The organism is Mesorhizobium sp. M0011 (genome assembly GCF_040324155.1).
Taxonomy (GTDB): domain Bacteria; phylum Pseudomonadota; class Alphaproteobacteria; order Rhizobiales; family Rhizobiaceae; genus Mesorhizobium.
The window spans coordinates 1-22,209 of sequence record NZ_JAMYVQ010000053.1 but is presented as its reverse complement, the minus strand read 5'-3'; the positions used below and the strand labels follow the sequence as shown (position 1 = coordinate 22,209).

General features: G+C 63.4%; 25 protein-coding genes. 22 read left to right on the top strand and 3 right to left on the bottom strand.

What is annotated here, in order from left to right; genetic code table 11:
- Positions 1-214: 214 nt before the first annotated feature.
- From NKK51_RS31265 to NKK51_RS31220, 10 genes are all read left to right on the top strand, one after another.
- On the top strand, positions 215-1,861 hold the full coding sequence (locus NKK51_RS31265; RefSeq protein WP_352556135.1) for a Na+/H+ antiporter: 1,647 nt from the start codon (positions 215-217) through the stop codon (positions 1,859-1,861).
- Between the two features lie 178 nt (positions 1,862-2,039).
- A complete protein-coding gene (glyA, locus tag NKK51_RS31260; protein ID WP_352556133.1) occupies positions 2,040-3,353 on the top strand; it encodes a serine hydroxymethyltransferase in 1,314 nt (437 codons plus the stop codon).
- Between the two features lie 76 nt (positions 3,354-3,429).
- The gene (locus tag NKK51_RS31255; RefSeq protein ID WP_352556131.1) at positions 3,430-4,080 is read left to right on the top strand and encodes a hypothetical protein; all 651 of its coding nucleotides are present in this window, start codon (positions 3,430-3,432) and stop codon (positions 4,078-4,080) included.
- A gap of 173 nt (positions 4,081-4,253) precedes the next feature.
- Complete coding sequence (nrdR, locus tag NKK51_RS31250; RefSeq protein ID WP_023810227.1) at positions 4,254-4,733, top strand: transcriptional regulator NrdR; 480 nt, start codon at positions 4,254-4,256, stop codon at positions 4,731-4,733.
- A gap of 2 nt (positions 4,734-4,735) precedes the next feature.
- Positions 4,736-5,851 carry a bifunctional diaminohydroxyphosphoribosylaminopyrimidine deaminase/5-amino-6-(5-phosphoribosylamino)uracil reductase RibD gene (gene ribD / locus NKK51_RS31245; protein ID WP_352556129.1) on the top strand — a complete coding sequence of 372 codons (1,116 nt, stop codon included), beginning with the start codon at positions 4,736-4,738 and terminating at the stop codon, positions 5,849-5,851.
- 12 nt (positions 5,852-5,863) lie between these two features.
- The gene (locus NKK51_RS31240) at positions 5,864-6,481 is read left to right on the top strand and encodes a riboflavin synthase (RefSeq protein ID WP_023810229.1); all 618 of its coding nucleotides are present in this window, start codon (positions 5,864-5,866) and stop codon (positions 6,479-6,481) included.
- Positions 6,481-6,684 (top strand): type II toxin -antitoxin system TacA 1-like antitoxin, encoded by a 204-nt coding sequence (locus NKK51_RS31235; protein WP_023810230.1) that lies wholly within the window; start codon positions 6,481-6,483, stop codon positions 6,682-6,684. Before NKK51_RS31240 ends, NKK51_RS31235 begins: the two co-directional genes overlap by 1 nt.
- A 107-nt stretch (positions 6,685-6,791) precedes the next feature.
- Positions 6,792-7,286: a 6,7-dimethyl-8-ribityllumazine synthase gene (gene ribH / locus NKK51_RS31230; RefSeq protein ID WP_128305717.1), complete on the top strand. Its 495-nt coding sequence runs from the start codon at positions 6,792-6,794 to the stop codon at positions 7,284-7,286.
- Positions 7,283-7,783: a transcription antitermination factor NusB gene (gene nusB, locus NKK51_RS31225; protein ID WP_352556127.1), complete on the top strand. Its 501-nt coding sequence runs from the start codon at positions 7,283-7,285 to the stop codon at positions 7,781-7,783. The genes ribH and nusB overlap by 4 nt, the downstream gene beginning before the upstream one ends.
- Positions 7,780-8,991 carry an MFS transporter gene (locus tag NKK51_RS31220; RefSeq protein WP_352556125.1) on the top strand — a complete coding sequence of 404 codons (1,212 nt, stop codon included), beginning with the start codon at positions 7,780-7,782 and terminating at the stop codon, positions 8,989-8,991. The genes nusB and NKK51_RS31220 overlap by 4 nt, the downstream gene beginning before the upstream one ends.
- An 8-nt stretch (positions 8,992-8,999) precedes the next feature.
- On the opposite strand, the gene NKK51_RS31215 is transcribed toward NKK51_RS31220, so the two are convergent.
- On the bottom strand, positions 9,000-9,572 hold the full coding sequence (locus NKK51_RS31215; RefSeq protein ID WP_352556123.1) for an NADPH-dependent FMN reductase: 573 nt from the start codon (positions 9,570-9,572) through the stop codon (positions 9,000-9,002).
- 205 nt (positions 9,573-9,777) lie between these two features.
- Here NKK51_RS31215 and osmF point away from each other — a divergent pair, with 205 nt between their 5' ends.
- The 5 genes from osmF (at position 9,778) to NKK51_RS31190 (ending at position 16,217) form a co-directional block, all read left to right on the top strand.
- The gene (gene osmF / locus NKK51_RS31210; RefSeq protein WP_352556121.1) at positions 9,778-10,689 is read left to right on the top strand and encodes a glycine betaine ABC transporter substrate-binding protein OsmF; all 912 of its coding nucleotides are present in this window, start codon (positions 9,778-9,780) and stop codon (positions 10,687-10,689) included.
- Positions 10,690-10,991: 302 nt separating this feature from the next.
- Positions 10,992-12,155, top strand: a complete 1,164-nt coding sequence (locus NKK51_RS31205) for an ABC transporter permease (protein ID WP_023810234.1) — start codon at positions 10,992-10,994, stop codon at positions 12,153-12,155.
- Entirely contained in the window at positions 12,152-13,090 is a 939-nt protein-coding gene (locus NKK51_RS31200; RefSeq protein ID WP_023810235.1) for an ABC transporter ATP-binding protein, read from the top strand. Before NKK51_RS31205 ends, NKK51_RS31200 begins: the two co-directional genes overlap by 4 nt.
- Complete coding sequence (locus tag NKK51_RS31195; RefSeq protein ID WP_128305720.1) at positions 13,087-13,836, top strand: ABC transporter permease; 750 nt, start codon at positions 13,087-13,089, stop codon at positions 13,834-13,836. The genes NKK51_RS31200 and NKK51_RS31195 overlap by 4 nt, the downstream gene beginning before the upstream one ends.
- A gap of 239 nt (positions 13,837-14,075) precedes the next feature.
- The gene (locus NKK51_RS31190; protein ID WP_128305721.1) at positions 14,076-16,217 is read left to right on the top strand and encodes a sodium-translocating pyrophosphatase; all 2,142 of its coding nucleotides are present in this window, start codon (positions 14,076-14,078) and stop codon (positions 16,215-16,217) included.
- Positions 16,218-16,484: 267 nt separating this feature from the next.
- On the opposite strand, the gene NKK51_RS31185 is transcribed toward NKK51_RS31190, so the two are convergent.
- Positions 16,485-16,997, bottom strand: coding sequence for an outer membrane protein assembly factor BamE (locus tag NKK51_RS31185; RefSeq protein ID WP_023810238.1), 513 nt, complete (start codon positions 16,995-16,997; stop codon positions 16,485-16,487).
- A 114-nt stretch (positions 16,998-17,111) separates the two neighbouring features.
- Between NKK51_RS31185 and NKK51_RS31180 the strand changes: the two genes are divergently transcribed.
- The 7 genes from NKK51_RS31180 to NKK51_RS31150 all read left to right on the top strand — a co-directional run bounded on the left by NKK51_RS31180 (position 17,112) and on the right by NKK51_RS31150 (position 21,856).
- Complete coding sequence (locus tag NKK51_RS31180; protein WP_023810239.1) at positions 17,112-17,660, top strand: ubiquinol-cytochrome C chaperone family protein; 549 nt, start codon at positions 17,112-17,114, stop codon at positions 17,658-17,660.
- Positions 17,657-18,205 (top strand): YceD family protein, encoded by a 549-nt coding sequence (locus NKK51_RS31175; protein WP_352556119.1) that lies wholly within the window; start codon positions 17,657-17,659, stop codon positions 18,203-18,205. The genes NKK51_RS31180 and NKK51_RS31175 overlap by 4 nt, the downstream gene beginning before the upstream one ends.
- A 113-nt stretch (positions 18,206-18,318) precedes the next feature.
- Complete coding sequence (plsX, locus tag NKK51_RS31170; protein ID WP_352556117.1) at positions 18,319-19,389, top strand: phosphate acyltransferase PlsX; 1,071 nt, start codon at positions 18,319-18,321, stop codon at positions 19,387-19,389.
- A 9-nt stretch (positions 19,390-19,398) separates the two neighbouring features.
- Complete coding sequence (locus NKK51_RS31165; protein ID WP_352556115.1) at positions 19,399-20,370, top strand: beta-ketoacyl-ACP synthase III; 972 nt, start codon at positions 19,399-19,401, stop codon at positions 20,368-20,370.
- A gap of 103 nt (positions 20,371-20,473) precedes the next feature.
- Positions 20,474-20,797 (top strand): integration host factor subunit alpha, encoded by a 324-nt coding sequence (locus NKK51_RS31160; protein WP_013532231.1) that lies wholly within the window; start codon positions 20,474-20,476, stop codon positions 20,795-20,797.
- Between the two features lie 124 nt (positions 20,798-20,921).
- Entirely contained in the window at positions 20,922-21,461 is a 540-nt protein-coding gene (locus NKK51_RS31155; RefSeq protein WP_023810244.1) for a MerR family transcriptional regulator, read from the top strand.
- A 92-nt stretch (positions 21,462-21,553) separates the two neighbouring features.
- Positions 21,554-21,856 carry a hypothetical protein gene (locus tag NKK51_RS31150; RefSeq protein ID WP_027038391.1) on the top strand — a complete coding sequence of 101 codons (303 nt, stop codon included), beginning with the start codon at positions 21,554-21,556 and terminating at the stop codon, positions 21,854-21,856.
- A 53-nt stretch (positions 21,857-21,909) separates the two neighbouring features.
- Here NKK51_RS31150 and NKK51_RS31145 read toward each other — a convergent pair whose 3' ends face one another.
- Complete coding sequence (locus NKK51_RS31145) at positions 21,910-22,101, bottom strand: hypothetical protein (protein ID WP_352556113.1); 192 nt, start codon at positions 22,099-22,101, stop codon at positions 21,910-21,912.
- Positions 22,102-22,209 lie beyond the last annotated feature (108 nt).

The window sequence follows — 22,209 nt, the reverse complement described above, 5'->3', positions numbered from 1 at the left end:
CCGCATCAAACTGAAACTGAAAGGGCTGGCCCCTGTGCAATACAGGAACCAGCCCTTAAACCTACCAACTCAATGAACCGTCCAACTTTATGGGGTCAGTTCACTCAGGGCGGCCTTTTTATTGATTGGGTGCCGCGGCGTTTTTCACGGGACGGGCGGCTGGACGGATCGGCCGGCTTTGCGCATGGTCGGCGGGAAAGCCTGGAACCGGACCATGGAAGTCGCCGTCTTCATTCTGGTCGTGCTCGTCTTCGTGGCGCTTTCCGGCGCTCTGGTTCGCCTGGTGCGGGTGCCGTTGCCGGTGCTGCAGATTGCGATCGGTGCCGCGCTCGCCTGGCCGGTGCGCGGCATCCATGTCGAGATCAATCCGGAACTGTTCCTGCTGGTGTTCATTCCGCCGCTGCTGTTCGGCGATGCCTATGGCGCACCGAAGCGTGAACTGATGGCGCTGCGCGGACCGATCCTGGATCTGGCCATAGGGCTGGTCTTCTTCACCATCGTCGGCTTCGGCTACGCCTTGCACTGGCTGGTGCCGAGCATCCCGCTGGTGGTCGCTTTTGCGCTTGCCGCGGTGCTGTCGCCGACCGACGCGGTGGCCGTGTCCTCGATCGTCGACAAGAATGTCGTTCCGGCGCGGCTGATGCACATCCTCGAAGGCGAGTCGCTGCTCAACGATGCTTCGGGCCTCGTCATGTTCCGCTTTGCCGTGGCAGCGGCGCTGACCGGCAGCTTTTCCTTTGTCGCGGCTTCGCTCAGTTTCCTCTATGCCGTGGCTGTCGGCATCCTGATCGGCGTGGCGGCGTTGTTCGTCGCCGCCAAGCTGCTGCAACTGCTCAACCGCATCGGCGGCGTGCCGGCCGAGGCGCAGGTGCTGGTGATGGTCCTGCTGCCCTTCATCGCCTATCTCGGCGCCGAGCATGTCGGAGCTTCCGGCATCCTGGCGGCTGTCACCGCCGGCCTGCTCACCGGCGGCTCCGGCGTGTTTCGCTTCCTCGGTGTCTCGGCGCGCATGCAGACGATGTCGCTGTGGACGACGCTTTCCTTCGTTTTCAACGGCGCTCTCTTCATCGTGCTCGGCCTGCAGCTTCCCGACATCATCCGCCATGTGCCGCCGGAACTCATGAGCCTGCACCCGATCATCCAGCCGATCGCGACCGTCATCGCCCTGACGCTGTGCCTGATCGCGCTGCGCTTCCTGTGGATCTGGGTTGGCGACATCGCGGCCGGCATCGCAGCGCGTTTGGGTAAGCGCAAGGCGGAGCCGTTCGGGTTGCGCGTGCGGCTTGCCGGTTCGGTGGCCGGCGTGCGCGGCGCCATCACGCTGGCCGGCATATTGTCGCTGCCGCTGGCCCTGCCGGACGGCTCGCCGTTTCCGGCGCGCGACCTGGTCATTTTCCTGGCCGCCGGCGTCATCATCTGCTCGCTGGTCATCGCCAGCCTCGCTCTGCCGACGATCGCCAGGGGGCTGGTCGAGCCCGGTGAGGATGCCGGCGCCGCCGAGGAGCGCCTGGCGCGTGTCGGTGCCGCCAAGGCGGCAATCGCACGCATCGAGAGCATTGCCGGAGCCGCTGATGATGAGGGAGGCGAGGTGCCCGGCGCCAGGCTTGCCGCTGCCGATAACATCGTCGCCGGCTACCGGCGCCGCATCGCCGCCTCGGACGAAGCCGATGAGGCCCGCGCTGAGGCGCGCGAAGCTGGAAGGCTGGAGCTGGAACTGCGGCTCGCCGGCATCGAGGCCGAGCGCGCAGCCGTGCGTGACATGTTTCGCAGCGGCGAGATCAACGACCATACGTCGCAGGCGCTGTTTACCGAGATCACCCTCACCGAGGCCTTGCTGAAAGGCCGCAAGGCAAGGAAATAGCGACCCGCGGCCTGGCTGGCGCAATCCGGCCAGCAAATTTCGCGCCGCAAACGTGGCGGGGCGAAAACAACTGTGTTAATGGCGCGGCAAATGCAAGTCGCCCAAAAGTGTGCAGCGGTTTTGGGACAACGACTTGCATAAATCGAAAATTGCCCCCGAACCCCGAGGATTTCAGGCCATGGCAACAGCAGCGGCAGTGTCGAACAAATTCGAATCCTTCTTCGAAACCACGCTGGAAGATGCCGATCCGGAGATTTTTGGCGCCATCCGCAACGAACTCGGCCGCCAGCGCCACGAGATCGAGCTGATCGCCTCGGAAAACATTGTTTCCCGCGCCGTGCTTGAGGCGCAGGGCTCGATCATGACCAACAAATATGCCGAGGGCTATCCCGGCAAGCGCTACTATGGCGGCTGCCAGTTTGTCGACGTGGCCGAGGAACTGGCCATCGAGCGCGCCAAGAAGCTGTTCGGCTGCAACTTCGCCAACGTCCAGCCGAATTCCGGCAGCCAGATGAACCAGGCCGTCTTCCTGGCCCTCTTGCAGCCGGGCGACACGTTCATGGGCCTCGACCTCAATTCCGGCGGCCATCTGACCCACGGTTCGCCGGTCAACATGAGCGGCAAATGGTTCAAGGTCGTCTCCTATGGCGTGCGCCAGGATGACCATCTGCTCGACATGGACGCCATCGAGAAAACCGCCCATGAGACCAAGCCGAAGCTGATCCTGGCCGGCGGCACCGCCTATTCGCGCGTCTGGGACTGGAAGCGGTTTCGCGAGATCGCCGACGCGGTCGGCGCCTATCTGATGGTCGACATGGCACACATCGCCGGCTTGGTCGCCGGCGGCGTGCATCCGTCGCCGCTGCCGCATGCCCATGTCGTGACGACCACGACGCACAAGTCGTTGCGCGGCCCGCGCGGCGGCATGATCCTGTGCAATGACGAGGACATCGCCAAGAAGATGAATTCGGCGGTGTTCCCCGGCCTGCAGGGCGGCCCGCTGATGCATGTCATCGCTGCCAAGGCGGTGGCCTTCGGCGAAGCGCTGAAGCCAAGCTTCAAGATCTATGCCGAGAGCGTTGCCGCCAACGCCAAGGCGTTGGCCTCCAGCCTCAAGGAGACTGGTCTCGATATCGTCTCCGGCGGCACCGACAACCATCTGATGCTGGTCGACCTTCGGCCCAAGAATGCCACCGGCAAGCGCGCCGAGGCGGCACTCGGCCGCGCCAACATCACCTGCAACAAGAACGGCATTCCGTTCGACCCGGAAAAGCCTTTCGTCACCTCCGGCGTGCGTCTCGGCACCCCGGCCGGCACCACGCGCGGCTTCGGCCAGGCCGAGTTCCGCGAGATCGGCAAGCTGATCGCCGAAGTTCTGGATGGTCTCAAGGTGGCCAATTCCGACGAGGGCAACGCAGCTGTCGAAGCCGCGGTCAAGGCCAAGGTCGTCGCGCTGACCGATCGTTTCCCGCTCTATCCCTATCTGGGCTGACGCGATAGGAAGTCTTACCGCCTGCTGCAACGACAAGCGTCGTTTCAGCAGGTCGGGGCGACCGGCAGGAGCCTTGATGATGCGACCATTTCGTTTCGCCGACCTTGGTGCCGTTGGCGCTCTGGCCGCTTTGATCGCCGTGCCTTTCCCCGGCATCACCTTGGCGCAAACCGCCTCTGCTCAACCCGCGCCCGCGCAACCCGCACCTCAGGCCGAGCCGGCGGCGCCCGCCCAGGCGGCACCCAAGCTCGAAACTTTCGGCAGATGGTCGACCCTGGTCGACGAGGTCGACACCGGTGAGGATCTGCGCAAGACCTGCGCTGCCTCGACCGCCTTTATCGGCGCGGGCGGCGTGCCCGGTACCTTGACGCTCGTCATCACGAACGGCGATGCACTGCCGCCGGATGCCTACCCGTCCGTAACGATCGCCGTCGACAACAAGGATCTGCCGGCCGGCAAGTCCGTCGCCGCCACCTTCGGCGACGACAAGGGCCGTGTCGCCGCAAAACTCCATTCCGATGGCGCCGTCAACGGCCGGCTCAGCTGGACCGTGGACAATCAGGCCAAGACCAGCCTGGCGCTCCTGCGCGCCATGCGGCGGGCATCGGTGCTTGACGTCTCCTTCGGCGACGCGCCGGTTGGAAGCATATCCATGGACGGCTTCACCAAGGCCTATCGAAGTCTCGGCGCATCATGCGGATTTCCGACCGCCGACGTCGCTCCCTGAAGACATCGGTACGCTGTGCGGCCGCCTGGCGAGGCTGGCAATCCTGCTTGCGCCTCGCTATCTCTGTGCGACGAGGGCTCTGAAGGGCGAGGGGCTGTTGGCGACACTTTGCCATCGCTGCAAAAACCTCTAAGCCTTTCGCTTCACCAGATTCGCCAACCAAAGGCTTCTCCATGCGCTGTCCCTATTGCCAGTCGGAAGATACGCAGGTGAAGGATTCGCGCCCCGCCGAGGATGGCGCGGCAATCCGCAGGCGGCGCGTCTGCCCCGATTGCGGCGGTCGCTTCACCACCTTCGAGCGCGTGCAGTTGCGCGACCTCGTCGTGGTCAAGAAATCGGGCCGCAAAGTGCCCTTCGACCGCGACAAGCTGCTGCGTTCGGTGGAGATCGCCGTGCGCAAACGCAATGTCGATCCCGAGCGCATCGACCGCGCTGTGACCGGCATCGTGCGCCAGCTCGAAAGTTCCGGCGAGACTGAGGTTGCTTCGGGAGAAGTCGGCCGGCTGGTCATGGAAGCGCTGAAATCGCTCGACGATGTCGCCTATGTCCGCTTCGCCTCGGTCTACCGCAATTTTCGCGAGGCCAAGGATTTCCACGAATTGCTGGGCGAACTCAAGGGCGACGAAATCAAGGGTGAAGAGGAAGCCAGCTGAGCATGACTGCAAGCGAACAGGCCGCCCTTGATCGCCGCTTCATGGCGGCGGCACTCAGACTGTCGCGAAAAAATGCCGGGCGCACCGGGACCAACCCCTCCGTGGGCACGCTGATCGTACGCGATGACGGCAATGGCCCGATGATCGTCGGCACCGGCGTCACCGCTGTCGGCGGCCGCCCGCATGCCGAGACCGAGGCCTTGGCCGAGGCCGGCGACCTCGCGCGCGGCGCCACCGCTTACGTCACGCTGGAGCCTTGCGCCCATCACGGCCGCACGCCGCCTTGTGCCAATGCGCTGGTCAATGCCGGTGTCGCACGCGTCGTCGGTGCGGCCAGCGATCCCGATTCGCGCGTATCCGGCAAGGGCTACGCGATCCTACGTGCCGCCGGTGTCGAGGTGGTCGAGAAGGTGTTGGCCGAGCAAGCCGCCGAGCAGATGGCCGGCTATTTGATCCGATCATTGAGAAAACGCCCAGAAGTGATTCTCAAGCTTGCGCTTTCCAGCGACGGCAAGATCGGCAGGGAAGGCGGTGGGCAGGTGTCGATCACCGGAGATATCGCGCGCCGCGAAGTGTATCTGATGCGGGCCGAGGCGGATGGCATACTGGTTGGTATCGGGACGGCCCTTGAGGATGATCCGGCCCTGACGGTGCGTTTGCCGGGGCTGGAGAACCGTTCGCCTGCCCGCATCGTGCTCGACCGCCAGATCCGGTTGCCGGAGGCCTCGAAGCTGGTTTCGGGCGTCGACCGGGTGCCGCTCTATGTCGCCGCTTGCCTGGAGGCCGATCCGCTGCGGCGGGCAGTACTCGAACGCGCAGGCGTGCGCTTCATCGGCACTGAAACACATGAGGGCGGCATCGCTCTGCCGGAACTGCTCGAGGATCTGGCCGCGCTCGGCATGGGCAGCGTGCTGGTCGAGGGCGGCGCCAAGGTGGCGAGCGCCTTCCTGGCCGATGGGTTGGTCGACCGCGTTGTGCTGTTCCAGGGGCCGGAAGCGATCGGCGACGACGGCATTGCATCGCCGATCGACGCCGACCATATCCCGGCAGGATTTCGCAAACTGCGCGACATGCGTTTCGGCGAAGACAGCTACGCCGAGTGGATAAGAGACCTCTAGGGATCAACACCAATGTTTACCGGAATTGTCACCGATGTCGGCACTGTCGCTTCCGTCGAGCCGCTCAGGGAAGGGGTGGGGCTGCGCATCGACACCGCCTATGATCCGCAGACCATCGCCATCGGCGCCTCGATCTCCTGCGGCGGTGTTTGCCTGACAGTCACTGCCTTGCCCGACAGCGGCTCGAACGCGCGCTGGTTCGAGGTCGAGGCTTGGGAAGAGGCGCTGAGGCTGACGACGGCCTCGGGCTGGAAATCCGGCACCAAGGTCAATCTGGAGCGGGCGCTGAAGATCGGCGACGAACTCGGCGGCCACATCGTTTCGGGCCATGTCGACGGCATGGCCGAAATCGTCGAGCGCAAGGATGAGGGCGACGCCGTGCGCTTCACGCTGGAGGCGCCGCGCGACCTGGCGAAGTTCATCGCGCCCAAGGGCTCCGTCGCGCTCGACGGCACCTCGCTCACCGTCAACAAGGTCGAAGGCACGCGCTTCGACGTGCTTTTGATCCACCATTCGCTGACCGTGACCACCTGGGGCGAGCGCAAGGTCGGCGACCGCGTCAACCTCGAGATCGACACCATGGCCCGCTATGCGGCGCGGCTGGTGGAGGCGACGAAAGAGGGGCTTTGATGACCAAGGACAGGGTGAATTCCACGCAGGAAGACAAGTTGATGCGTGAGGTGCAGGCCGATGTGAACACCGAAGAGCACTCGCAACTCGATCTGTCCGTCAACGACAGCAGAGTCTTCGTTGAAGCCTTGATCAATCCTCGATCGGTGAACGATCGTCTGCGCGATACCGTGCGTGGCTACCGTCACAATACAGGCGTGTGAGCACTGGAAACCAATAAGTTCTGCGGACCTTCGGCAACGTGGACAATCTTCCGCTTGCGATGAACCCGGCTTCGGCCTAAGTCACCGGCAACTCCCCGGAGACTTTTATGGCTGGTACATCCCAACACGGCAAAGCCTTTATTCGTCCGAAGGCGAAGGCGCATCTGCTCATTGTCGAAGCGCGCTTTCACGACGACCTTGCCGACGCGCTGCTCGATGGCGCGACAAGCGCGCTCGATGAAGCGGGCGCGACTTATGATGTCGTCACCGTTCCAGGTTCGCTCGAGATCCCCGCGGTGATTACCTTCGCGTTGGACGGCGCGACGGAAGGCGGCACGAGTTATGACGGCTTTGTCGCGCTCGGCACCGTCGTCCGCGGCGACACCTATCATTTCGACATTGTCGCCAATGAATCCAGCCGCGCGCTCATGGATTTGAGCGTGCAGGACTCGGTCTGCATAGGCAATGGCATCCTCACCACCGAGAACGACGCACAGGCGTGGACGCGGGCCAAGCGCTCGGAGGGTGACAAGGGTGGTTTCGCGGCGCGTGCGGCGCTGACCATGATCGCCCTCAAAGAACAATTGGGAGCGCGATCGTGAGCGAACCCGCTTCGCCCGGCCAGCCTGCGGTGCGCCACGCCAACAAGCGCGGTGCTGCCCGTCTGGCCGCCGTACAGGCGCTCTACCAGATGGATGTGGCCGGTAGCGGCGTCTTCGAGATCACCGCCGAATACGAGGCGTTTCGCCTTGGCAAGGAAGTCGACGGTGCGCTCTACCGCGAGGCCGATGCGCAATGGTTTCGCGCTATTCTGGCGGGTGTCGTCGAGAACCAGAAGACCATCGATCCGATCATCCGCCAGGCGCTGACCGAGGACTGGCCATTGTCGCGGCTCGATTCGACGCTGCGTGCCATTCTGCGTGCCGGCGTCTACGAGTTGATGAAGCGCGAGGATGTCCCCGTCGCGGTCATCGTCTCCGAATATGTCGACATCGCCAAGGCCTTCTACGAGGAGGACGAGCCGAAGCTGGTCAATGCCGTGCTCGACCGTGTGTCACGCGGGGTGCGTGGCGAAGGGCGCGGCAAGGACGCATCATGACGGCCATCGCCTTCGAGGCTGGTCAGGAGGCGCGCCGCACCGCTTTGATCCTCGCCGCCTCGCAGGCGATCATCGGCTCGGCGGCCCCCATCGCCATCTCCGTGGGGGCGCTGGCCGGGCAATATCTGCTTGGTCCCGACAAATCATTGGCGACAGCGCCGATCACCGGCTTCAACATCGGCGTGGCGCTCGGCGCGCTGCCTGCGGCGGCTATCATCCGTAGTATGGGCCAGCGCGGCGGTTTCATGACCGGCACGATCGTCACGGCGCTCGGTGGCCTGATCGCCACGCTAGCGCTTTTTCAAGGCAGCTTCTGGCTGTTTGCCTTTGGCTTGCTCACGATCGGTGTCGGCGGCGCCTTCGTCCAGCAGTTCCGCTTCGCCGCCGCCGACAACGCACCGCCTGAATTCAAGGCGCGCGCCATCTCCTTCGTGCTGGCCGGCGGCATCGTCACCGCCATCCTCGGACCGCAGATCGTCATCTTCACCCGCGAATTGCTTGCGCCGGTCATGTTTGCCGGTTCGTTCGTCTCCATCCTGCCGCTGGCAGCGGTCGGCGCCATCATCCTGTCGTTCCTGCGGCTGCCGACGAAAGCATCCGGCAAGGTGGAGATCGCCGACAGCGACGCCAGGCCGCTGGCTGAAATCGTCACGCAGCCGCGTTTCGTCGCCGCGCTTTTCTGCGCGGTTGGCAGCTATGCGCTGATGAGCTTCGTCATGACGGGCGCACCGCTGGCCATGGTCGGTTGCGGCCTGTCGGAGAACGACGCGACGCTCGGCATCTCCTGGCACGTCATGGCGATGTTCGCGCCAAGCTTCTTCACCGGCTCGCTGATCCATCGCTTTGGCGCCGAACGCATTGTGGCCACCGGCCTGATCCTGCTCATCGGCTGCGCCATTGTCGCTCTGTCGGGCCTGGCGCTGTGGCAGTTCTGGACGTCGCTGATCCTGCTAGGCCTTGGCTGGAACTTCGGCTTCATTGGCGCGACCGCGATGGTGGCCGCCACCTACCGGCCGTCGGAAAAGGGCAAGGTGCAAGGCTTCCACGACTTCGTCCTGTTCGGCTCCGTCGCCTGCGCCTCGCTGATGTCGGGCATGGTCTACAATGCCTGGGGCTGGGAGATGCTGAACTGGATAGTCTTTCCGGTCACCGTCCTGTGCTTCGTGGCGCTCGGCGCGCTCAAGCTGACGAGCGCGCGCCCGGTTTGACGCCAAGCCTATGCATCCGGCGGCAACACCTGAAGCACCCGCGCTATGAACATGTGGAACTCAGCCATGTAGCTGCGTAGGAAGTCCTCGGTGTATTCGACCGTCACTTCGCCGTCGGCCGTTATCAGTCCCGGCGTGAACTGGATATAAGCTTCCGGCGCATTCATCTGGGGTGAGTTGCAGAAGCTCAGAACGCTGCGCAGGCTTTGTTGAGCGACAGCGGTTGCGATGGCGCCCGGCGATGTTCCGATGACGGCGGACGGTTTGCGCGCGAATGAATTCTTTCCATAGGGGCGGCTGGCCCAATCGATCGCGTTCTTTAATCCGCCAGGGATCGAGCGATTGTACTCCGGGGTAACGAACAGAACGGCCTGAACGGAAGCGATCGCCTTTTTGAAATCCCGGGCGACCGGTGGGAAATCCGCATCATAATCGTAGCTGTAGAGAGGCAGATCCCTGAAGGCGATTTCCGTCATTTCCAGTTCCGGAGGAGCCAGTTGCACGAGCGCCTTCGCGAGCTTGCGGTTGATGGATTCCCGGGCGAGACTTCCGATGAGGTAACCGACTTTGTGTATGGCCATGACACGCTCTCCGTGTTTGCCACCCGCACCCTCATTGCATTATCCGCCAGATGGCGGCAGATCGCCAGCGCCGCCTCGAAAACGGCCTTTGGAACAAAAATATTGCGCTGATCCCCCTTCTTATGAAACCGTGTGCCCCGACTGGCCGTTGAAGCCATGCTCATATGCGGTCACCGCGTTTCGGTTCATAGCAAGGGGTTTCACAATGTTTTCAGTCAAGTTTCTGGCCGGCGCGGCATTGGCGCTCGGCATTACGGTGGCTACCGCCGATGCCCAGGTGGTTGTCTCTTCCAAGATCGACACAGAGGGCGGCGTGCTCGGCAACATCATCCAGCTCGTGCTCAACGCCAACAACATCAAGACATCGGACCGTATCCAGCTCGGTGGCACGCCGGTGGTGCGCAAGGCGATCACCGCCGGCGAGATCGACATCTATCCCGAATATACCGGCAACGCCGCTTTCTTCTTCGAAAAGGCCGACGACCCGGTCTGGAAAGACGCCGCCAAGGCCTATGAAACGGCCAAGAAGCTCGACTACGACGCCAACAAGATCGTCTGGCTGTCGCCGTCGCCCGCAAACAACACCTGGGCGATCGCGCTGCGCAAGGAAGTCGCCGAGACCAACAAACTTGCCACGCTCACCGACTTCGGCAAATATGTCGCGGGCGGCGGTCAGGTGGTGCTGGCGGCTTCCGCCGAGTTCGTCAATTCGGCGGCTGCACTTCCGGCTTTCCAGACCACCTATGGCTTCACGCTGAAGCCGGACCAACTGATCACCCTTTCGGGCGGCGACACGGCAGCAACCATCGCAGCGGCCGCCAACCAGACCAACGGCGCCAATGCAGCCATGGTCTACGGCACCGATGGCGGCATCGCACCGTCCGGCCTCGTCGTGCTCGACGACGACAAGGGCGTGCAGCCGGTCTACCAGCCGGCGCCGATCATCCGCGAAGCGGTGCTGAAGGAACATCCCGAGATCGAGACGCTGCTGAAGCCGGTCTTCGCCAAGCTCGACCTCGTCACGCTGCAGGAGCTGAACGGTCGCGTGCAGGTCGGCGGCGAGCCGGTCAAGGGCGTCGCCGAGGACTTTTTGAAGAAGAACGGGTTTTTGAAGTAGTCAGTGACACCGGTGCAAGGCACCCCGCTCTGGAAGCTGCTGATCTCCCCCCTTGCGGGGGAGATGTCCGGCAGGACAGAGGGGGGTGCTGTCCCGCCGACCTCCCAACCCGTCAAAGGTGCGTGCCTCGACAGGGTTGCTTCTGAACAAGCCGACACCCGAAAGTTGGCGATCCTTCACACCCCCCTCTGGCCTGCCGGCCATCTCCCCCGCAAGGGGGGAGATCGGATATCGCGTCGGTTTTCGCCAATCCCCAAAGAAAGCTGCGCGATGTGGCAAATCGCCCCTCATGAGGGGCAACCATGACTCCCCGCTTCGACAAGCTCGGCGTGGTCATCGCCGCGATATCAGCCTACGCGGCTTTTGCCGCGCCCTTTGCCACGTTCCGTGCCAACCGCATCGTCCCCGGCCAGGCGCGCTCGATTCTCGAGGCGCTGCCGGCAACGACCGGGACGCTGCTGCTCGCCATCATTGTCGCCGCAGCACTCATCGCGCTGTTCAAGACACCACTTGTGCTGCGCCTTGCCGCCAGCGTGATGGCGCTTGCCGCGCTCGCGCTGCTGATCGGTGTCGCCGGAACATTTCTCACGCCGGCGGGCAACACCTTCGCCAGAGTTTCGCCAGCCTCCGGTTTCTGGATTCTGATCTTTGCCTTCACGCTTTTGCTCGCCGACGTGCTGACAAGGCTGAACCTGTCGCCATTGGCGCGGGTTGGCGTGCTTGTGGTCGCGGCTTTGGCGATCGGGCTGCTGTTGATTTCGGGAAGCTGGGACAATCTGTCGATCCTGAAGGAATATTTCAACCGCGCCGACAGTTTCTGGGCGGAGGGCTCCAAGCATGTGACGCTGGCGCTCGGTTCGCTGGCCGCCGCGGTGATCGTCGGCCTGCCGCTCGGCATCCTGTGCCATCGCGTCGAAAATCTGCGGGCCGGGGTTCTCAACGTGCTCAACATCATCCAGACCATTCCCTCGATCGCGCTGTTCGGCCTGCTGATCGCGCCGCTCGGCTGGGTTGCCGCGCATGTGCCGGGGGCTGCCGCGCTCGGTATTCGCGGCATCGGCACCGCTCCCGCCTTCGTCGCGTTGTTCCTTTACTCGCTGCTACCGGTGGTGGCCAACACGGTGGTCGGTCTCGCCGGCGTGCCGCGCGCGGCCAACGACGCGGCGCGCGGCATGGGCATGACCGACAGGCAGCGCCTGTTCGGCATCGAGTTTCCGCTGGCTTTTCCTGTCATCCTCACCGGCATCCGTATCGTTTTGGTGCAGAACATCGGCCTCGCCACCATTGCCGCGCTGATCGGCGGCGGCGGTTTCGGCGTGTTCGTCTTCCAGGGTGTGGGTCAGACGGCAATGGACCTTGTGCTGCTCGGCGCCGTGCCGACGGTCGCGCTCGCCTTTGCCGCCGCCATCATCCTCGATGCGGTGATCGAAATGACCGCCACCAAGCGCAGGGTTGAAACGGCATGATCGAGATCGAAGGCATCACTAAGCGCTATGACGCGACGACCGTGGTTGATGACGTGTCGATGGTCATCGAGCCGCGCACCATCGCCGTCATTGTCGGCACGTCCGGTTCCGGCAAGACGACGCTGCTGCGCATGATCAACCGGCTGGTCGAGCCGACCTCGGGCATCATCAAGCTCGACGGCGCCGACAATCGTTCGCTGCCCGGTTACGAGCTGCGCCGCAGCATCGGCTACGCCATCCAGGGCCACGGCCTGTTTCCACATCGCACGGTGGCACAGAACATTGCCACCGTGCCGGTGCTGCTTGGCTGGGACAAGGACCGTATCAAGGCCCGGGTCGACGAGCTGATGACGCTCTATCAGCTCGATCCCGAAGCCTTCGGGCCGCGCTATCCGCACGAACTGTCCGGCGGCCAGCAGCAGCGCGTCGGCGTTGCCCGCGCACTCGCCGCCGAGCCCAACGTGCTGTTGATGGACGAACCGTTCGGCGCCCTTGACCCGATCATCCGCACCAAGGCGCAGGAGGATCTGCTGGCGATCCAGAAGCGCTTCGGCACCACCATCATCCTCGTCACCCACGACATGGAAGAGGCCGTGCATATGGGCGACAAGATCGCGGTCATGGATGCCGGCAAGCTGGTGCAATACGCCAAGCCAGCCGAGATCCTGGCAAAGCCGGCAAGCGCCTTCGTCGAGACCCTGGTTGGCGCCAGCGAGAGGCCGTTCCGGTTGCTGTCGCTCGGCCGGGTCCGCGATGCCGTGGAGAAGGGCTCCGCCGAAGGCGAGGCGATCCCCGGCGATGCCAGCCAGCGCGACGCGCTGGCCGAATTGCTGTGGTCGGGCCGGCCGGCGCTGCCGGTCTCAGGCACCGACGGCAAGCCGCTTGGCCGCGTGACCATCGACGGGCTGGTGAAGCGCGCGGCGAGGCCGGCATGAAGGCCTGGCTTCCATCGCTGCTCAGGCTAGCCTTGGTGGTGCTGCTCGTTGCCTTCGTCACCAATCCGGGCTGGTTCGAGCCGCTGCTGAAGCCGCTGACCGAAAACAATGCGCCGGTGATCTACAATCAGGGCAGCCTGCTGACACTGACATTGCTGCATTTGCGCACGGTTCTGATCGCCACCGTGGCCGCAACCATCGTCGCGGTGGCGCTTGCCATCCTGGTCACCAGGCCGGCCGGCGCCGAATTCCTGCCGCTATCGCGCAGCCTGGTCAACATCGGCCAGACCTTTCCGCCGGTGGCGGTGCTGGCGCTTGCGGTGCCGGCCGTCGGCTTCGGCGAGAAGCCGACGCTGATCGCCCTGTTTCTCTACGGCCTGTTGCCGATCTTCGAAAATGCGCTGACCGGCCTGACGACGCTGCCGGCCAATGTCGTCGAAGCGGCGCGCGGCGCCGGCATGACCGGTTGGCAAAGGCTCACCAAGGTCGAGCTGCCGCTCAGCGCCCCGATCATTCTCGGCGGCATCAGGCTGTCGGTGGTGATCAGTCTTGCCACCGCGACCATCGGTTCGACCGTGGCAGCCAAAACGCTGGGCGAAGTGATCATCGCCGGGCTGTTGTCCAACAATCTCGCCTTCGTCCTGCAGGGCGGCCTGATCGTGGCAGCCCTTGCCGTGCTGATCTATGACGGTCTATCGGCGATCGAGCGCTACACGGCGCGCCGCATGGGCCGGGAGACCGAGTAGCCGCGTCTTGCGTCAAGGCCAATTTCAATCGATCTAATAGGAGAGTGCTAACGGCAGCCGCCGCTTGGCCCCAACCATTTAGGCGAAAGCCGGGCAAAAACCGAACAATATCTTGACGTTCGCAGCCCTGTTTCGCATACACCGCTGCGAAGAGGCGGATTCCGTGCACGGAATCCGGTCTTTGTCTCAACGGCCCAGGGAGGGGTTCTTTTGGGCCATCAATCGAGGAAAATCCGGCAATGACAATTATTTCCGCCGTCATCGCCTGCGGCCTGCTTTCAATCCTTTACGCCATCTGGGCGACACGTTCGGTCCTTGCGGCCGATCAGGGCAATGCACGCATGCAGGAAATCTCCGCAGCTATCCGCGAGGGCGCACAGGCCTATCTGGCGCGTCAGTACACCACCATCGCCATCGTTGGCGTCGTCGTCCTCGTGCTCGCCTGGTGGCTGCTGTCCATCACCGCCGCGATCGGCTTCCTGATCGGTGCAGTGCTTTCAGGCGCCGCCGGCTTCATCGGCATGCATGTCTCCGTTCGCGCGAATGTTCGTACGGCGCAGGCCGCATCGAACAGCCTCGCTGCCGGCCTCGACATCGCGTTCAAATCGGGCGCCATCACCGGCATGCTGGTTGCTGGCCTGGCCTTGCTCGGCGTTTCGATCTACTACCTCATCCTGACCCACTTCATGGGCCTCCAGCCCAATGATCGCATCGTCATCGACTCGCTGGTCTCGCTCGGCTTCGGCGCATCGCTGATCTCGATCTTCGCCCGTCTCGGCGGCGGCATCTTCACCAAGGGCGCCGACGTCGGCGGCGATCTCGTCGGCAAGGTCGAAGCCGGTATTCCCGAAGACGATCCGCGCAACCCGGCCACCATCGCCGACAATGTCGGCGACAATGTCGGCGACTGCGCCGGCATGGCCGCTGACCTGTTCGAAACCTATGCGGTGACCGTTGTCGCCACCATGGTTCTGGCTGCCATCTTCTTTGGCGGTACCGCCGTTCTGGGTGCAGCCATGCTTTATCCGCTCGCTATCTGCGGCGCCTGCATCCTGACCTCGATCGTCGGCACCTTCTTCGTCAAGCTCGGTTCCAACGGCTCGATCATGGGCGCACTCTACAAGGGCCTGATCGTCACCGGCCTGCTGTCCATCGTCGGCCTCGGCGTCGCCACCCATGTCACCCTCGGCTGGGGCGAGATCGGCACCGTCGCCGGCATGGTCATCACCGGCAAGAACCTGTTCATATGCGGCCTGGTCGGCCTCGTGGTGACCGGTCTCATCGTGGTCATTACCGAATACTACACCGGCACCAACAAGCGCCCGGTCAACTCTATCGCCCAGGCGTCGGTCACCGGTCACGGCACCAACGTCATCCAGGGCCTTGCGGTCTCGCTGGAATCGACGGCGCTGCCGGCGATCGTCATTGTCGGCGGCATCATCTCGACCTATCAGCTTGCCGGCCTCTTCGGTACGGCGATCGCCGTCACGACGATGCTCGGTCTTGCCGGTATGATCGTTGCGCTCGATGCCTTCGGCCCGGTCACAGACAATGCCGGCGGCATTGCCGAAATGGCCGGCCTGCCCAAGGAAGTGCGCCAGTCCACCGACGCGCTCGACGCGGTCGGCAACACCACCAAGGCGGTGACCAAGGGTTACGCCATCGGTTCGGCCGGTCTCGGCGCACTGGTGCTGTTTGCCGCCTACTCTAACGACCTGAAGTTCTTTGCCGCCAATGGCGACAAATATCCCTACTTCCAGGGCATGGGCGAGATCTCCTTCGATCTCTCCAACCCATACGTCGTCGCTGGCCTGATCTTCGGCGGTCTGATCCCGTATCTGTTCGGCGGCATCGCCATGACGGCCGTCGGCCGCGCGGCGGGCGCCATCGTCGAGGAAGTGCGCAAGCAGTTCCGCGAGGATCCGGGCATCATGGCTGGCACCTCGAAGCCGAACTACGCACGCGCGGTCGACCTGCTGACCAAGGCGGCAATCAGGGAAATGATCATCCCGTCGCTGCTGCCGGTGCTGGCGCCGCTCGTCGTCTATTTCGGCGTGCTGCTGATCTCGGGCTCGAAGGCGTCCGCCTTTGCCGCCCTTGGTGCCTCGCTGCTCGGCGTCATCGTCAACGGCCTGTTCGTCGCCATCTCGATGACCTCTGGCGGCGGTGCCTGGGACAACGCCAAGAAGTCCTTCGAAGACGGCTTTGTCGACAAGGACGGCGTCAAGCATCTCAAGGGTTCCGAGGCGCACAAGGCTTCGGTGACCGGCGACACGGTCGGCGATCCCTACAAGGACACCGCTGGCCCGGCCGTCAACCCGGCGATCAAGATCACCAACATCGTCGCGCTCTTGCTGCTGGCCGTGCTCGCGCACGGCTGATCAAAAGCATCCACTCGAAAACAGAACCCGCGGGAGCGATCCCGCGGGTTTTTTGTTGAAGCGATGACAACGTCGACCCTTCAGCGCTTCGCTTCGCCTGGGTCCTCCAGTGCGTGGTGTGCAAGCATCTCATCCAGGCTCGGCTCGCGTTTCCTTGGCCACGGCCACACCGGTGACCGATCCCCATAACAAAAACCCGCAGGATCGCTCCCGCGGGTTTTTGGTCGCCTGAGATGATGAGGCTTCCGGAATGAAAGCCGAAAGGAATTAGACGCCGCCGCCCGGAATGCTGGGTGCCAGCTTGCTGGCACCGTTGATGATCTGGCTGAGGAAGTTCTGGTCCTTGCCGCCGGTCGGTGTGGTGCGCGAGATGAAGTCGAACATCTTGCCGTCCTTCATCCCGTAATTGGCGATCTGGGTGACGCGGCCATCGGCGCCGAAATAGACCGCCAGCACATGCTGGTCAATCAGCCGTGGCTTGTCGAAGGCGACGTAGCGCTTGCGCGTCTGCGAAATGTAATAGAAGGCCTCGTTGTCGAAGGTCGCGGTCGTCGACGGCGTGCCGAGCGCCAGAAGCACCTGCTCGCGGCTCGAACCGACCGGCACCAGGTCGATTGCCTGCTGGTCTATGACGTAACCTTGCGTCAGCGTCTCACTTGGGCTGAGGTCGCCGATCATCTTGGAGGTGTGGCAGGCGGACAGTGCCGAAACGATCATCAGCAGCGAGATCGCGCCGGCGGGCCTGGACGAGAAGGTCGACTTGAAATTCAGCGCGCGCAACAACAACTCCATTAGCTGGCCGCAACTTGCGCTGGGCCGCGAAACCGGTAAACCAGCTTGCTTGCCGATGCAACAAGCCCACTTCAACAAACGGTCCCCAGGAGACCATCCCCAATGTTCCAGCGCTTTTTTGGCCGCGAACGCTACGCCAACCGCGCTATCACCGAGGCGCTTTACGCACAAATCGTGGCGGCGGCGCGGCAGACCGTGTTTTATTCCCACTGGAATGTGCCAGACACGCCGCTTGGCCGTTTCGAGATGCTGTCGCTGCACATGTTCCTGTTCCAGCACAGGTTGCGCGGGGAGGGCGGTGCGGCGCAAGAGGTCGCCCAGGTGCTGATCGACGAGTTCTTCCTCGACGTCGACCATTCGTTGCGGGAATTGGGCATTGGCGACGTGGGCGTGCCCAAACGCATGAAAAAGCTGGCAAAGATGTTTTATGGCCGAACCGCTGCCTATGACGATGCCCTGAAAAGAAACGACCATGAAGGGCTGACCGCGGCTCTTGCCCGCAATGTCCGGCCCGACGCGGGCGCCTGGCTGGAAGCATCGCTGCTGGCCAACTATGTTACCGACGCGCGCAGTCATCTGGCCGCGCAGACATCCGAATCGATTGTCTCCGGCACGCTGACCTTTCCCGCCGCCAAGGAGGTTGAACAATGAAGCATGTTGACCCGCAAAGCCCGGTCTCCTTCCGGGCAAACGTTACGCGCCTGCCGCAGAAGGGCCTGCCGCTGGTTGTCGAGGCCGATGCCGCGCAGCGTGCGGCACTGGCCGAGGAGCACGGGCTGATTTCGGTCGAATCCTATCGCGCCGAGCTTCTGGTCGCGTCGTGGAAGCGCAATGGCGTGAAGATAAGCGGTCGCGTCGAAGCCGACATCACCCAGGCCTGCATCGTCACGCTCGAGCCTGTCGAGGCGCATATCGACGAACCGGTCGAAGCGCTGCTGCTGCCCGAGGATTCCAAGCTTGGACGGCAGGGTTTCGATGGTGGCGGCGAGATCCTGCTCGACGCGGAAGGCCCTGACAGTCCAGAGACATTTTCCGGTGACACGATCGATGTCGGGGCAATCGCCGAACAGTATTTCGGGCTCGCCATCGACCCCTATCCGCGCAAGCAGGGCGCATCGCTCAACACCGGCAGCGAGAACGAACCGGCGGAGAATGAATTTCAGCAAAAACTGCGATCCTTGCTGGGAAAATCCTGAAAAGCTCGCCCGCGACGGAAAAGTCGGTTGTGCGGCAGCCCAAAACCGTTATTTTCGCCGAACCTTCGCGGTCGCTAAAGCGACCTGCCGCCTAACCGTGAGATAAATACCGCGTGATCAGGATTTCCATCGATGCCATGGGCGGCGATCACGGACCAGCCGTGGTCATTCCAGCGCTCATGACGGTCGCGACCCGTCGTCCCGACATCCGCTTCGTCATCTTCGGGCGTGAGGAGGTCGTGCGCCCGGAGCTCGCCAAATTTCCCAAGCTCGACGAGATCAGCGAATTCTTCCATTGCGAAATTGCGGTCAGGATGGACGACAAGCCGAGCCAGGCGCTGCGCCACGGCCGCTGGAAGTCATCGATGTGGAAGGCCGTCGAAGCGGTCAAGGCCGGCACGGCCGACGCCTGCATTTCCGCCGGCAACACCGGCGCGCTGATGGCGATGTCGAAATTTTGCCTGCGCACCATGGCCACCATCGATCGCCCGGCGATCGCAGCCCTTTGGCCGACATTGCGCGGCGAAAGCGTGGTGCTGGACGTCGGCGCGACCATTGGGGCCGATGCGCAACAGCTCATTGATTTTGCCATTCTCGGCACCGGCATGGCGCGCTCGGTCTTCGGCATAGCCCGGCCCAGCGTCGGCCTGCTTAATGTCGGCGTCGAGGAGATCAAGGGCCAGGAAGAGGTCAAGGAGGCCGGGCGCATGCTGCGCGAAGCCAACATGGCCTCGATGAACTATCACGGTTTCGTCGAGGGTGACGATATCGGCAAGGGCGTGGTCGACGTCGTCGTCACCGAAGGCTTTGCCGGCAACATCGCGCTGAAGACGGCGGAAGGCACGGTGCGCCAGATCGGTGGCTATCTGCGCGCGGCGATGAGCCGGACTCTGATGGCCAGGATCGGCTATATCTTCGCCAAGGGCGCCTTCGATCGCCTGCGCGAAAAAATGGATGTCGGCCGCTCCAATGGCGGCGTTTTCCTGGGGCTGAGCGGCATCGTCGTCAAAAGCCATGGCGGTGCTGATTCTGACGGGTTCGCCGCCGCGATCGAACTCGGCTATGACATGGTCCGCAACAACCTACTCGACCGCATCGAGGCCGATCTGGACCTGTTTCATGCGCGCAACCCGCGTGCCCTGTCAGCTAGGAAATCCGACGTCGTCACCGACGCAAAGGAATAGGAAAGAACTTTGATCAGATCAGTCGTGCGCGGCACGGGCGCCGCGCTGCCCCGCCGAATCATGAAGAATGCCGATTTCGAAGGCATGGTCGAGACCTCTGACGAGTGGATCGCCCAGCGTACCGGTATTCGCCAGCGCCATATCGCTGGTGACGACGAGACCACGGCTTCGCTGGGGGAAGCAGCGGCACGTGCCGCACTTGCCAATGCGGGCCTCACGCCCGCCGACATCGATCTGATCGTGCTGGCGACCTCGACGCCCAACAACACATTTCCGGCCACCGCCGTCGAGATCCAGAACCGGCTCGGCATGCATCACGGTTTTGCCTTCGACCTGCAGGCGGTCTGTTCGGGCTTCGTCTATGCCGTGGCCACCGCCGATCTCTACATCCGCGGCGGCCTGGCCAAGCGTGTCCTGGTGATCGGTTCGGAAACATTCTCGCGCATCCTCGACTGGAGCGACCGCTCGACCTGTGTGCTGTTCGGCGACGGCGCCGGCGCCATGATTCTGGAAGCAGGCGAGGGGGCGGGCACGATCGCCGACCATGGCGTTCTGGCGGCCAGCCTGCGCTCCGATGGCACGCACAAGGACAAGCTTTTCGTCGACGGCGGGCCGTCGACCACGGGTACGGTCGGCCATCTCCGGATGGAGGGTCGCGAAGTCTTCAAGCATGCGGTCGGCATGATCACCGACGTCATCGAGGCGACGTTCGCGCAAGCCGGTATCTCGGCCGATGATCTCGACTGGTTCGTGCCCCACCAGGCCAATAAACGAATTATTGACGCTTCCGCCAAGAAGCTCGGGATAGCTGAGCAAAAGGTGGTGGTTACGGTCGATTTGCACGGTAACACCTCGGCTGCTTCCGTGCCGTTGGCGCTGTCGGTGGCCGTCGCCGACGGCCGCATCAAGAAGGGCGATCTCGTCCTCCTGGAAGCGATGGGTGGCGGCTTCACCTGGGGCGCTGTCCTGGTTCGCTGGTAAGTGCCGAACGGTCCAGTTTCGGTCCTTGACCTTGACGGATCAATTACTTAGGCTCTGCCGTTGTTGTGCCGAATTTTATGTTTTGAGCTGATGGGACGGTCGCATGGGGGGAAAGACACTTACGCGCGCCGACCTTGCCGAGGCAGTTTACCGGAAGGTCGGCCTGTCGCGCACTGAATCGGCCGAGCTCGTCGAAGCGGTGCTGGATGAAATCTGCGAAGCCATCGTGCGCGGCGAAACGGTGAAGCTGTCGTCCTTCGCGACATTCCACGTCCGCTCCAAGAACGAACGCATCGGCCGCAATCCCAAGACCGGCGAGGAAGTGCCGATCCTGCCGCGTCGGGTGATGACCTTCAAGTCGTCGAATGTGCTGAAGAGCCGTATCTTGCGCTCCCATCAGAGCGGCAAGGCCAAAAGCGGCAAGTAGTCCATTGCGCGGTTGAAAACTGCCGCCGCCATGACGCCGGGCTTGAATATTGCTTCATAAACCGCTGAAATAAGCCCCGATTCGGCAGGTAGGCCGGATCATCGTCCAGCGTGAGGATTCGCCCATGGACAAGAGCCCCGACGCCTTTCGTACCATCAGCGAGGTCGCCGAAGATCTCGATCTGCCGCAGCATGTGCTGCGTTTCTGGGAAACGCGTTTCAACCAGATCAAGCCGATGAAGCGCGGCGGCGGCCGTCGTTACTACCGGCCGCAGGATGTCGAACTGATCAAGGGCATTCGCCACATGCTCTACGACCAGGGCTACACCATCAAGGGCGTGCAGAAGCTGTTGCGCGAGAACGGCAACCATTTCCTGGTTGCCATCGGCAATGGCGACATGGCCGCCGTCGAGGCGATCTCACAGCGAAGGCAGGCTGACCAAGTGCCGCTGACGCCGGCGGCCCAGCCGCGTGGCATGGACGACGAACTGGTCGGCCAGCCGCGGGTGAAGCCCAGCCGCCGCTTTTTCGGCCTGGGCAAGAGCGACGAGGACGGTCCGGTGCAGCCGGATGCATCGAAACTCTCGCGCGACAACAGGGCCTTGCTGCAGGAGGCGCTGTTCGACCTCCTGGAATGCAAGCGCCTGCTTGACCAGGTGCGCTGACCGCAGCCCGATGCGGCATCGATAGTTCGAAAACCGGAACCCGTCTTCCGGTGAGGCGTTACGTTTCCTTCTGCAAGTGAAGGAAACACATCATGGCATCATTTTCGACCCTCTCCGACATCGATCTCGACAGGCAGGTCGCGGCGCTCAGCAAGGAACTGGCCAGCTTGAAGAGGGCTGCCGCGAAGCGAGGCGGCGCCTACTACGAGGACGGTCGCGATGCCGCGCTCGATACCTATTCCGATCTTGCCGGCCGCCTGCGCGATGCCATGCCGGCAATCCGCAAACAGGGCAGGGTGATTGAGAGGTCGGCCCGCGACCATCCGGCGGCTGCCGCCGCAGTGGGCCTTGTGGTGCTCGGTCTTGTCGCCAGTCTGCTGTTCAGCCGGCGCTGAATTCTAAAAACCCAAATCCCAGGGACAAGAGCAAGAAGAAGTGACGGCTCGCCTCAGGGCGATCCGTCATTTTCATTGCGGTCGGCTCTGTGCGGCCGGCGCAGGAATGCGGATTGGTCGAGCCGCCAGAGCCGCTCGATTTCGCCGGCGAACGCCGGATTGTTGGTCGTGCCATAGCCAGCGCCGGGATAGACGACGATCTCACCGGCGTAGGGCGCTTTGCGTGAATTATCGTCCGCGATCAAGCCTCGCAGGGCCGAGAAGACCCCCGCGCGGGCGCGCCACACCAGGGCCCCGGGAGGAGGGGGGCGGGGGGGGGTGTGGGGGAGGTTAGTGTGAAAGAGGGGTGTGGG

Coding starts and splice junctions, on each gene's coding strand:
- NKK51_RS31255 (WP_352556131.1), top strand. CDS start 3,430: ATGATGCGACCATTTCGTTTCGCCGACCTTGGTGCCGTTGGCGCTCTG.
- glyA (WP_352556133.1), top strand. CDS start 2,040: ATGGCAACAGCAGCGGCAGTGTCGAACAAATTCGAATCCTTCTTCGAA.
- NKK51_RS31200 (WP_023810235.1), top strand. CDS start 12,152: ATGATCGAGATCGAAGGCATCACTAAGCGCTATGACGCGACGACCGTG.
- NKK51_RS31215 (WP_352556123.1), bottom strand. CDS start 9,572: ATGGCCATACACAAAGTCGGTTACCTCATCGGAAGTCTCGCCCGGGAA.
- NKK51_RS31220 (WP_352556125.1), top strand. CDS start 7,780: ATGACGGCCATCGCCTTCGAGGCTGGTCAGGAGGCGCGCCGCACCGCT.
- NKK51_RS31235 (WP_023810230.1), top strand. CDS start 6,481: ATGACCAAGGACAGGGTGAATTCCACGCAGGAAGACAAGTTGATGCGT.
- nrdR (WP_023810227.1), top strand. CDS start 4,254: ATGCGCTGTCCCTATTGCCAGTCGGAAGATACGCAGGTGAAGGATTCG.
- NKK51_RS31190 (WP_128305721.1), top strand. CDS start 14,076: ATGACAATTATTTCCGCCGTCATCGCCTGCGGCCTGCTTTCAATCCTT.
- ribD (WP_352556129.1), top strand. CDS start 4,736: ATGACTGCAAGCGAACAGGCCGCCCTTGATCGCCGCTTCATGGCGGCG.
- NKK51_RS31265 (WP_352556135.1), top strand. CDS start 215: ATGGAAGTCGCCGTCTTCATTCTGGTCGTGCTCGTCTTCGTGGCGCTT.
- NKK51_RS31205 (WP_023810234.1), top strand. CDS start 10,992: ATGACTCCCCGCTTCGACAAGCTCGGCGTGGTCATCGCCGCGATATCA.
- osmF (WP_352556121.1), top strand. CDS start 9,778: ATGTTTTCAGTCAAGTTTCTGGCCGGCGCGGCATTGGCGCTCGGCATT.
- NKK51_RS31155 (WP_023810244.1), top strand. CDS start 20,922: ATGGACAAGAGCCCCGACGCCTTTCGTACCATCAGCGAGGTCGCCGAA.
- ribH (WP_128305717.1), top strand. CDS start 6,792: ATGGCTGGTACATCCCAACACGGCAAAGCCTTTATTCGTCCGAAGGCG.
- NKK51_RS31150 (WP_027038391.1), top strand. CDS start 21,554: ATGGCATCATTTTCGACCCTCTCCGACATCGATCTCGACAGGCAGGTC.
- NKK51_RS31180 (WP_023810239.1), top strand. CDS start 17,112: ATGTTCCAGCGCTTTTTTGGCCGCGAACGCTACGCCAACCGCGCTATC.
- NKK51_RS31195 (WP_128305720.1), top strand. CDS start 13,087: ATGAAGGCCTGGCTTCCATCGCTGCTCAGGCTAGCCTTGGTGGTGCTG.
- NKK51_RS31160 (WP_013532231.1), top strand. CDS start 20,474: ATGGGGGGAAAGACACTTACGCGCGCCGACCTTGCCGAGGCAGTTTAC.
- NKK51_RS31240 (WP_023810229.1), top strand. CDS start 5,864: ATGTTTACCGGAATTGTCACCGATGTCGGCACTGTCGCTTCCGTCGAG.
- NKK51_RS31175 (WP_352556119.1), top strand. CDS start 17,657: ATGAAGCATGTTGACCCGCAAAGCCCGGTCTCCTTCCGGGCAAACGTT.